The following is an 8996-nucleotide window of genomic DNA, read 5'->3' as shown; positions in this document are numbered from 1 at the left end:
AAAAGCAGACCCATTAGAATCGAAGCATATTTTTATCTGATTCATGTAGAACATTCATGTTAAAAAAAACACTGATTATTGCTTTAAGTACATTTGTTTCAAGCTTCGCATTCGCTAATATTGATATAAAGGTGAAAGACCAATTTAGCAAGGTCATTGAGGCGAAAGCTTTATTACGTTCATTTGTAGAGCAACATCAGCATGATCCAATTGATCTGGTAAAAAAAATTGAACATATCGTGGTAGATGGCGAAACTATTTTACCGAGTATTGAACTGTTATTTGAAAGTCAAAAGTCTTCAAATATTTATAAAGTCGTAGAATAACTGGATCAATACGTTATACAAAGGTGAAAAAATTGAGTCCATCTATCCGATATTACAGGTTTAGCCATTAAAAACTCACCTTCCTGGTGAGTTTTTAATGAATGCAGAAAAGCAAAATTTATCCCCTATTAATAAAAAAGCCCACCGAGGTGAGCCAGAAATTAGATGTGCTTAAGTTGTACATTCACATCATATTTTTCAAATTCTTGCAGAATCTGTTTTAAGGTTTTCTGAGCGGTGATATGTTCGGGACTTAAAGAAATTTCCTGACGAGTATTACTGTCAAAACATTCAATGGCTTGAATCAGCCAATGGTGCTCGATAGAGCTTTTTTGAATCACTACACGTCGCGGTTGTAAACTGTCACTGAGCTGGCGGGGCAGTACATAGGTAATTGCCAGTTGCACAAGTTCTAGTTCTTCAGCCGGACTTAAAAAGGTAATGACCCAATTGCCCACCTTGCTCAGTTGCATGGGGTTATCAAACGCATCGAATTCTAAATAATGTGGCATATAGCAACCAAGCGGATTTTAATGATCACTATATGGCGAGATTTTCAGGTTTTTTCTATCCCGCTTAAGTCTGATATTTCAGGATTTAAATTTAGAGATAATATAAATATGATATAAAATCAATTATCTATATTTGAAATCCAAATCTGCTTGATTGCTAAAGTTACTCATTTAAGAGTTTAAAAGACTAAGACATGCTTATTCATGAGCTTGATTTTGCTGTAATTGTGCCAAAGAGAAATTGATCTGTTTCAGAATGTGATTCAATTCTTGCGGAGGAAGTCGGCTTTCCTGCAATGAGGTGATCCACTGTATTTGGCACATTTTTAAACTGCGCACATCCTGTACCTGTAAAATATGCTGAATTTGCTGTTTGGCCATCAAGCCACAATATTTTTGTAAGCTTTCCATCATCAGATATTTGAGGTCTTCAAAAGATAAAGCTTGCGGTTCAGGTAGATGAGGTTGATTGTCTGGATTTGTTTCAATAGATGAATTTTCTTTCAGCTCTTCGATAGGAACTAGGAGGTTTTTGCGGTTCTCGGTTACACAAGGTAGGGGCAGAGGTGAATTTAAGGGACGGTAAATCTCGGAATGCGCCAAATTGATTTTGGTATCGACTTCTGTGCCGGTCTGATGTGGACTGTTTGATATTATGCTGGTGTGAGCCGGAACAATTAAAGCCATTTCACAAAGTTGCTCTAAAAGCTCGGCGGGAGCAAGTTGCTGCTTTAATCTCTCATGTAACAGATCAAAATCTTTGCTGCCGATTAGCACCAATAAGCGGCGTTGGCGTGCGGTCAAGGGGATAGAGCGATTCTGTAGCACCTCGATCCCACGTGGAGTTTTATAAAAATGCATCATAGCTGAATGAGTTGTTCACTAAATTCAGCTAGAGCATAGTCTGGGATAATTACAATAATATGAAGAATATATTAAAAAACAGATACTTGTTTTAAGGGGTTTAAAGCGTGCTAATCGCTGTATTTTCGAGAGCCTTACGCAAATAAGGATCCAGTTCATCTTGGCGCAATAGCCATTGCACATAGTCGGCAGGAAGCTCTGCAATTGCGCTACCGCGATGTTTACCAAAGTTAATCGTACGTGGAATTCGGGCATCTTCAGAAGCATCGAACAGCTCCTGCATACTGTTAATTTTCAGGTGGTGTACGATATGCATCAGGATGTTGGCAGTTAAAATAATATCCATATCGGCACGATGCGCTTTACGGATCATTTCACGTGCTCGTTCACTGCCTTTGGTAATCATATAAATCAGTGCAGAAATATTATGTGCTTCTGCATCTGGCCAGACCCGACGTGCTAAAGCCAGTGTACAAATCGCTTTAATTTTCGAGGTATCTACCCCACATTTTTCGACGGCACGAACGTCATAATCAATATTATGACCAATCATATAAATCGTTTCATCTGGCAGACGAAAAGTACTGTAATGTGGCTGACCTTCCAGATCAGATTCCAGAATATGATGCACCGCCATGGCGGCAAAAGAAATGGGTTCGTCACATGAATAGAGCTGATCAAACAGGCGGCTTTTATCCATACTGATTTTATGGTCTACAATTGCGACAGGCGCATAGGCAACTTCAATGGGTTGACCATTTAAAGTATGCGTTTCGGTATCAAGAATAATGGCCTGCATGCGTTGAGCACCATAAAAGAAGAGACAGACTCATATTAACGATAAATTGGGAAAAAGATTAGGCTGAATATTAAAAAATATACTTTTTAGCGCAAAGAATGCTGTTAATAAATCCAATTTTGCTGCAGGTTAAGGTTCAGAACTCTCATGCAGGAAAAGATTTAGCGGTACACCTGAAATGTTCTAAGGGTTAACACGCAGTTGCTGTTCTAGGTTTATAGAGGATAAAAAGGTAAGCGGAACTTAGCTTGAATCTCATTTTAAAATGCTTGCAGAGCGCTCGAGAAAACCAGTCTTTTCACATTTCAAGCAAGACTAGATGGTGAAGGAATAAAAAATGCTCAAAATTTTAAAAGTTAAAAACTTTAACGCCAATTCAATAATTTGATTTTACTTAAATTGGTCATGATTTCTAAAGGCTGGAGTAATATTTATAAAAAACTGCAGAAAGTTCATGATCGAAAATGCAAAACTTCATGCTACAATACGCGCCAATCTTAGCACGGCTTAAAAGCCCTAAATCAATAGGACCTCGCTAATGTTTGCCAATATCTCTATTGCTGAATTTGATCCAGAATTAGCTCAAGCAATCTCGAATGAAGATGCTCGTCAAGAAGCTCATATTGAGCTAATCGCTTCTGAAAACTACTGCTCACCAGCAGTCATGGAAGCTCAAGGTTCAAAACTCACTAACAAATATGCGGAAGGCTACCCAGGTAAACGCTACTATGGCGGTTGCGAATACGTAGACGTGATCGAACAATTGGCGATTGACCGTGCTAAAGAACTCTTTGGTGCTGATTATGCTAACGTTCAGCCACATGCTGGTTCACAAGCAAACTCAGCGGTTTACTTAGCGCTTCTTAACCCTGGCGATACAGTTTTGGGTATGAGCCTTGCTCACGGTGGTCACTTGACTCACGGTGCAAAAGTAAGCTTCTCTGGTAAAACATATAACGCGATTCAATATGGTTTAAACCCAGAAACTGGCGAAATCGACTATGAAGAAGTTGAACGTTTAGCGGTGGAACACAAGCCACGTATGATCGTTGCAGGTTTCTCTGCATACAGCCAAATCGTAGACTGGCAGCGTTTCCGTGACATCGCGGACAAAGTGGGTGCTTACCTGTTTGTTGATATGGCGCACGTTGCAGGTCTGGTTGCTGCTGGCGTTTACCCAAGCCCAGTGCAAATTGCTGACGTAACAACGACAACGACTCACAAAACACTTCGTGGTCCACGTTCTGGTTTAATCCTTGCGAAAGCAAACGAAGAAATCGAGAAAAAATTACAGTCTGCTGTATTCCCGGGTAACCAAGGTGGTCCTTTGGTTCACGCGATTGCAGCGAAAGCGATCTGCTTTAAAGAAGCGATGGCGCCTGAATACAAAGAATATCAAAAACAAGTTGTGGTGAATGCAAAAGCCATGGCTGAAGTGCTAATCGCTCGTGGTTATGATATTGTGTCTGGCGGTACTGAGAACCACTTGTTCTTGTTGTCGTTAATCAAACAAGATATCACAGGTAAAGAAGCGGATGCCTGGTTAGGTGCTGCGCACATTACTGTGAACAAAAACTCTGTACCAAACGATCCACGTTCTCCGTTCGTAACTTCAGGTATCCGTATCGGCACACCTGCAGTAACAACCCGTGGTTTCGGTGAAGCTGAAGTACGTGACCTTGCAGGCTGGATTGCTGACATTCTGGATGCGAAAGGTGATGAAACGGTCATTAACGCGGTGAAAGCGAAGGTTGAAACTGTATGTGCTAAATTCCCAGTTTATGCATAATCGGTTTTAATCGGAAAGGAGCTCCCAACCGGGAGCTTTTTTTATAGCTGTTAAAATGACGAGAAAAAATCAGGATTTGGTTTAGCGAAATTCGAGTTAAACTATATCTATATCGCACCATGATTCAGGCCTAATATTTAATAGCTGATGTTGATAGGACAAGAAAATGAGTCATCAACAAAATCATATTGCGTTTTTCTGAATCTGGCTTAAAGTCTTTTATAGACTAATCTCATTTTTAAATATTTAAAAGAACTGATTTATTCATTGCCAGCTTTTTAGATCCACCCTGTACATTCTGCTTAGTACCTGAAAATTTTTATGCAAATTTCAGACGAGCTCAGGTGTTGGTGCAATAAGCGCTGTGACTGAGATCATTTTCTTTAAATCTGAACATTGTATTTATAGGAATCATTCAAATATGGGCACAACCTGTATTTGGTGTTCCTGTTGGCTGTTGATTCATTAATTTTTTATTTAGGTATCTAACAAAGGTAATCAGGATGAATAAAACCACTATTATTTTATCTCAGCAGGATTTAGATCGTCTGGAAACCATGCTTGAGCATCAGACCAAGCTGAGCGAAACCATGATTCGTCTGGAAGATGAACTGGCACGTGCTGAAATAGTTGGCCCCGCGGAGATCGCAAGTAATATTGTCACCATGCATTCGCGTGTGTTACTGACTATTGCACCGTCTCCAGAGCCTGTGGAAGTCACACTGGTTTACCCACATGAGTTTAAAGGTGATAAAGGTCAGGTAAATGTGATTGCACCGATAGGCGCAGCCATTCTGGGCTTAGCCGAAGGTCAAACCATTGAATGGCCACAACCAGATGGCCACACCATGAAAGTGACCATTGAAAAAGTGCTTTATCAGCCAGAGAGTACCGGGGATTATCTCTGATATTGTCTTGAACGCATGCTCAAAAGCCATAGTAATATGGCTTTTTTCATCTATGATTTATGATTGATGTTCAAGAGTTTCATCAGACTAAGCTAGCAGTACAGCAAAATTTATCAAACACATTTGCTTTCATTGCAAAAAATATAATTAAAATAAAGATAAAACATGGATTTAGTTAAAGTGATGTAACGAATTTCTGGATAAATATACACAACGTGGTCTGTTTTTTTGCTACATTCGAGGATATTCAAGATTTTTATTTAATCTCTCTAAAAGGATACAGTCTTCGTCATGTCGCGATTTGAAGCTTTACCCGCCTTGACTGACATGTCTTTTGATCGTGAAGAAATACTGGCGATCAAACGTAATGAACTTGTGCCTGTACTGAGCCATCAATATGGACTGAATCATTATGCGGATTCTCTGATTCAGGCACAATCGGTGTTATTAAATGGGGTCGATCCGCATTTGACCCAACAGCTGAGCCAGACCATTGAGCAATTGATTCAGGCTTTGGCAGAATCTAAAAAATATCTGAAAAAACGTAAATTTAATGCACTACAAAAATGGCTTGGGATCGATCTGGATTATGGTTCGAGTCAGGTTGAATATTATCAGCGACTGGACCGTTTACTCGATCAAGCAGATCACCTAAGTCGTAAGTTACAGATTGAAATCCAGAAATCTCAGGCCCGTTTTCAGCAGCTTTTGGGTCTACGTGAGCAGATGGCCAAGCATATTGTCGCGGCAGACGAGTTTTTATCAGAATATCCGCTGTTCATCAAAAACCAGCATCCACTGGATAATTTTTCTGAGCGGCTTTCCAAGAAAATCAATACACTGCGTACCTTGCAAAGCAGTAATGACATTGCCATTACCCAGATGCAGCTTTCACAGCAGCTGTCCTTTAGCTTATTAGACCGCTTTAAAGAAGCGCAACAGGTCTTGATTCCGGCTTGGCAATATCATGTCCAACAAAGCCAGAGCAAGCACTCGACAAGTGATCTGGAAAAACTTGATAATAGCCGTGAAAGTCTGATTAAAACGTTAAAAAAATCCCTCGAGAAACCCTCGAAAACATAACAATATAAGGTGAACCATGACCAAGTCTGATTTAGTAAATTTACCTGTTGAAAGCTCGAATGAACTGGTCGAACAAAAATTTCAGCAAATGGATCTGAAAGAACTGGGCTTGCAACCTGCTGACTTTCAGGAAGTACTGGCAGCACGTAAAGAATTGCAGGATATGAGTCATAACAGCGTGGCTGAGTATGGTAAAAATATTGCGACCAAAACCTCGACCTATACTGATGAATTACTGAATCTGGTCCAAAATAGAGATCTGGATGCGACAGGGCAGAAACTGAATCAGGTGGTGCAGGTGGCCCAGCAACTGAATACCAGCAGCATTTTAAGTCAAAAGAAAAGTTCAGGTTTTTTTGGCAATATCATCAGCAAGTTCAAAGGTGCAAAAGGTAACTTTGATGCACATTTCAATACTACCAAAGAGCAGCTCGATGTGCTGGTCAAAGAAATTGAAACCTCGCAGTCCGGTTTGAAAGCGCGTGTAGATACCCTGGATAAAATGTTTGACGGGGTACAGGATGAATATAAACAGTTAGGCGTACATATTGCAGCCGGCCGTTTACGTGAGCAGGAGCTACAGCAGGAAATCTCCGCTTTAACCGCTTTGCCACAAGATCAAACCACAACACAGAAAATTTATGATCTGAACCATCTGGCCAATAATCTGGAAAAACGGGTCAGCGATTTGCAGGTTTTACAGCAATCTGCCATGCAAACCTTGCCGATGATCCGGATTATTCAGTCCAACAACCTGATGCTGGTCGACAAGTTTTATGCGATTAAAAATATTACTTTACCGGCATGGAAAAACCAGATCAGTCTGGCCATTTCTCTGAGCGAACAAAAGAACAGTGTCCAGCTGGCCAATACCATTGATGATGCCACCAATGAACTGCTGCGCCGTAATGCAGATCTATTGCATCAGAACTCTGTCGATACCGCAAAAGCCAATCAGCGCTCCGTAATTGATATCGAAACGCTTGAACATGTGCAAAACACCCTCATTAAAACAGTCAATGATGTGATACAGATTCAGAAAGAAGGTGTACAAAAACGCACAGAAGCAACCGTGCGTTTAAAGGCTTTACAGGATAATCTGAATCACTTGGTGATTGAATCAAGTACGAGCGGATCAAAGCCCAACTAAATATTGTGGTTGAAGATCTAAAAGGAGTAAAGATTGCCTCCCTTAGATGAATATGCGGTGTCTCCTGGTGAGATCAAGCAAGGCGTGGTTGCGCTCAAGAAACGTCAACGCAATTTGATGTTATTGGGTATCACCAGTTCTACGGTATTTATTGCCTCCATCATTGGTCTGTTTTTTCAGCAGGAACTGGTCTATGGCTTTTTTGGCCTGAGTACCGAAGTGCAGCAGTTACATTTACCGGTCAGTGTAGATGCCACGCTGGCCAGCATTGGTGATAGTCCGGATTATTTTTTTAGTTTGCTGAGCTGGTTTGGCTGGCTGATTATTAAAATTTTTGCTTCTTTTATCGGTGCATTTTTTATCATTGGCCTATTAAAGAAACTGCGTTTCTTTTATGTGCGCTTTCAGTCTTTTGTGCTGAAATTTGTCGCTTGGCTAATTGCCTTTATCGTGATCTGGTCGGGATTAACTTACTGGCAGCATGATTTACGGAATGACCGGCATGATGCTTATCAGCAGGTGGTGTATTACGATAGCAATATCAATGACAGTGAAATTGCACGATACCTCGCCGATTCAGAGATTGCCGCACCGGTAAAATCTTATTTACTGGCACAAACAGCACTTTTGCATAAACCGCAAGATTTATCGGCTGCAAAACCTTATGTATTCAATCTGGTAGAAGCAGAAAAGCAGGATGCAAAATTTGAGCAATATGGCTTTAAGTCGGAACAACTCTGGACCATGCAGCAACAGATCTATGGTCAAGCCATGACACCGGTTGCCAAGAGTGTAAATACGCAAGTACAACAGGCAAACCAGTTGAGTCAGATCACTTATCTGGTGATTATTGGAGTGGCCATTTTATCGGCATTTCTGAGTTTGGTTCTGTTCTTCTTGGCCAATTCAATCAAAGGCCGATCCTTGCGTATCGAGCAACGGATAAATTAATGTTTTAGAAATGCTCCTGTTTAGGAGCATTTTTTATCTGCTGATGAAACAGTATAAAAATTAAAAGTTGAAATACCAAAAATAATTATCAAACCAATGATCTAAAAAAACGATTTATAATATAAAAACAAACTGTTTTACCTATTTTGATTTATGCATTAATATCGCTTTATCAAATAAATATTTATTCCTTTGGAGCTTAGCAATGTTAGACCAAAATACTTCAGCTCAATTAAAAACACTACTCGAACGTCTGGAAAGCCCGATTGAACTGGTTGCGACTTTAAATGATTCCGACAAATCTGCAAAAATCAAAGAACTGGTAGAGGAAATCGCTGCATTATCTGATTTAGTCACTGCGCGTTTTGATGGCCAGAACCAACGTGCACCAAGCTTTGGTATTGCCAAAGCAGGTGAAGAACCACGTGTCTACTTCGCAGGTCTGCCAATGGGGCATGAATTCACCTCACTGATTCTGGCTTTACTACAAAGCTCTGGTTATGCACCGAAAGTATCTGCTGAAGTTTTAGAGTCGATTAAAGGCTTAGGAATCAAATCTGATTTTGATGTATTTGTATCACTCAGCTGCCATAACTGTCCGGATGTGGTTCAAG

Annotated in this window: 9 protein-coding genes and 1 pseudogene; 7 read left to right on the top strand and 3 right to left on the bottom strand. The window is 40.3% G+C overall.

The genetic code is table 11. From position 1 onward, the window contains the following. The first annotated feature begins 119 nt into the window (after positions 1 to 119). The gene (locus tag FTV48_RS13300; protein WP_180000658.1) at positions 120 to 326 is read left to right on the top strand and encodes a hypothetical protein; all 207 of its coding nucleotides are present in this window, start codon (positions 120 to 122) and stop codon (positions 324 to 326) included. A gap of 161 nt (positions 327 to 487) precedes the next feature. On the opposite strand, the gene FTV48_RS13295 is transcribed toward FTV48_RS13300, so the two are convergent. The 3 genes from FTV48_RS13295 to FTV48_RS13285 form a co-directional block, all read right to left on the bottom strand. Next, positions 488 to 838 (bottom strand): hypothetical protein, encoded by a 351-nt coding sequence (locus FTV48_RS13295; RefSeq protein WP_005170170.1) that lies wholly within the window; start codon positions 836 to 838, stop codon positions 488 to 490. Between the two features lie 198 nt (positions 839 to 1036). Further along, complete coding sequence (locus FTV48_RS13290; RefSeq protein WP_180000655.1) at positions 1037 to 1702, bottom strand: hypothetical protein; 666 nt, start codon at positions 1700 to 1702, stop codon at positions 1037 to 1039. Between the two features lie 100 nt (positions 1703 to 1802). Further along, entirely contained in the window at positions 1803 to 2501 is a 699-nt protein-coding gene (locus tag FTV48_RS13285) for a 3'-5' exonuclease (protein ID WP_180000653.1), read from the bottom strand. Positions 2502 to 3039: 538 nt separating this feature from the next. Here FTV48_RS13285 and glyA point away from each other — a divergent pair. The 6 genes and pseudogenes from glyA to FTV48_RS13255 all read left to right on the top strand — a co-directional run. After that, positions 3040 to 4290 (top strand): serine hydroxymethyltransferase, encoded by a 1251-nt coding sequence (gene glyA / locus FTV48_RS13280; RefSeq protein ID WP_005097502.1) that lies wholly within the window; start codon positions 3040 to 3042, stop codon positions 4288 to 4290. A 503-nt stretch (positions 4291 to 4793) separates the two neighbouring features. Further along, positions 4794 to 5198 carry a nucleoside diphosphate kinase regulator gene (gene rnk, locus FTV48_RS13275; protein ID WP_005097501.1) on the top strand — a complete coding sequence of 135 codons (405 nt, stop codon included), beginning with the start codon at positions 4794 to 4796 and terminating at the stop codon, positions 5196 to 5198. A gap of 291 nt (positions 5199 to 5489) precedes the next feature. Continuing rightward, positions 5490 to 6281, top strand: a complete 792-nt coding sequence (locus tag FTV48_RS13270; RefSeq protein WP_005097500.1) for a hypothetical protein — start codon at positions 5490 to 5492, stop codon at positions 6279 to 6281. A gap of 16 nt (positions 6282 to 6297) precedes the next feature. Further along, positions 6298 to 7431, top strand: a complete 1134-nt coding sequence (locus FTV48_RS13265) for a toxic anion resistance protein (protein ID WP_005097499.1) — start codon at positions 6298 to 6300, stop codon at positions 7429 to 7431. 33 nt (positions 7432 to 7464) lie between these two features. After that, positions 7465 to 8382 carry a hypothetical protein gene (locus FTV48_RS13260; RefSeq protein ID WP_005097497.1) on the top strand — a complete coding sequence of 306 codons (918 nt, stop codon included), beginning with the start codon at positions 7465 to 7467 and terminating at the stop codon, positions 8380 to 8382. A gap of 205 nt (positions 8383 to 8587) precedes the next feature. Then, a pseudogene (locus FTV48_RS13255) lies at positions 8588 to 8996 on the top strand (alkyl hydroperoxide reductase subunit F); the annotation flags it as partial.

Source organism: Acinetobacter sp. YH18001, from assembly GCF_013416975.1.
In the GTDB taxonomy this organism is placed as follows: Bacteria; Pseudomonadota; Gammaproteobacteria; order Pseudomonadales; family Moraxellaceae; genus Acinetobacter; species Acinetobacter pseudolwoffii.
The sequence above is the reverse complement of the archived record's forward strand: the minus strand, read 5'-3'. Positions and strand labels throughout refer to the sequence as shown.